This is a genomic window from Streptomyces anandii JCM 4720 (genome assembly GCF_014650655.1).
GTDB classification, from domain to species: Bacteria; Actinomycetota; Actinomycetes; order Streptomycetales; family Streptomycetaceae; genus Streptomyces; species Streptomyces anandii.
Genome location: NZ_BMVJ01000021.1, coordinates 68330 through 69609, shown reverse-complemented (window position 1 = coordinate 69609; position 1280 = coordinate 68330). Strand labels below are relative to the sequence as shown.

1 protein-coding gene and 1 pseudogene are annotated in these 1280 nt (G+C 71.9%); both read right to left on the bottom strand.

The features are described 5' to 3' along the window. Window positions 1-395: 395 nt before the first annotated feature. Window positions 396-773 (bottom strand): hypothetical protein, encoded by a 378-nt coding sequence (locus IE249_RS29110; RefSeq protein WP_189709501.1) that lies wholly within the window; start codon window positions 771-773, stop codon window positions 396-398. A 141-nt stretch (window positions 774-914) separates the two neighbouring features. Beyond that, a pseudogene (locus IE249_RS38810) lies at window positions 915-1280 on the bottom strand (Asp-tRNA(Asn)/Glu-tRNA(Gln) amidotransferase subunit GatB); the annotation flags it as partial.

Genomic DNA, 1280 nt, shown 5'->3' with positions numbered 1-1280 from the left:
GCTGGGTCGCCCGGCCGGACTCGGTGCCGGGGACCTCGTAGTCGTTGGAGTACGCCGCGCCGGTGACCGTGGCGGCCACCGTGACCCCGCCGAGGGCGAGGAGCCAGAGCAGTACGACGACGAGGCGGTGCCGGACACACCAGCGCGCAAGGGCTGCCACGAACGTGCTCCCGAGTGACTATTTGTGGATCTTTGACCGGGAACAGTCGTCCATGAACGGAACAGCCCGCAAAGAACGCATGAGCAATGAAAGACACTCTTGCAGGCGAATCTGATCGTTTACCGCGTTCGTGGGCTTATTCACAGGAGTGCGACCCAATTCACAGGACAATCAGGGGGACTCTGTCGTCCGCCGAGTGCTCACCCGGTAGTACGGGCCGCGCGGTGGGATTCGCTCAATCGGACTGGTCGCCGAGGGCCATCACCATCACCCCGGCGATCAGCAGCCACAGCGCCCGCCGGGTGCGCCCCCGGGCGCCGAGGAGGGCGGCGAGCGCGCACACGGCGGCCCCGGCGGCGTAGGCGGCCGGGACGGCCACGGGGGCGGAGCGGCTGAGCCGCAGCAGGGACGCGGCGAGACCGGCGAGCGTGAGCAGCGCCCCGGCACCGCTCGCCGTCCAGCGGGCCCGGCGCGCGACCTGGGCCGGGTCCTCGAACTCGTCGTCCTCGTCCGCCTCCCCGGCACCCGTGGTCTCGTCGCGGGCGCCGGTGGCCTCGACGTCGTCCGCCTCGGATATGCCGGCGTGCGTTTCGGAATCGGCGCGTCCACTCATGGCGGGCGAGCGTAGCGCCTCGGGGAGGAAAACCCGGATGCGGGGTGGGGGGTACGGGCCCGGGAGAGCCCGGGCAGAGCTACGGGGGACGCGCCGTGCCGGCACGTCCCCCGTGGTGCCCCGGAGCCCGGGGCGGGTGACTCAGCCCTCGCTGACGCCCAGCTTCTCGAGGATCAGCTCCTTGACGCGGGCCGCGTCGGCCTGACCGCGGGTGGCCTTCATGACGGCGCCGACCAGGGCACCGGCCGCGGCCACCTTGCCGCCGCGGATCTTGTCCGCGATGGCCGGGTTGCCCGCGATGGCCTCCTCGACGGCGGTGGTCAGGGCGCCCTCGTCGGAGACGACCTTCAGACCGCGCTTGTCGACCACCTCGTCCGGGGTGCCCTCACCTGCGAGGACGCCTTCGATGACCTGGCGGGCCAGCTTGTCGTTGAGGTCGCCCTTCGCGACGAGCTCGGTGACCCGGGCGACCTGCGCCGGGGTGATCGCCAGCTCGTCCAGCGCCTT

Bases quoted from the DNA above. Each gene is read 5' to 3' on its own strand.
- IE249_RS29110 (WP_189709501.1), bottom strand. From the start codon at position 773: ATGAGTGGACGCGCCGATTCCGAAACGCACGCCGGCATATCCGAGGCG.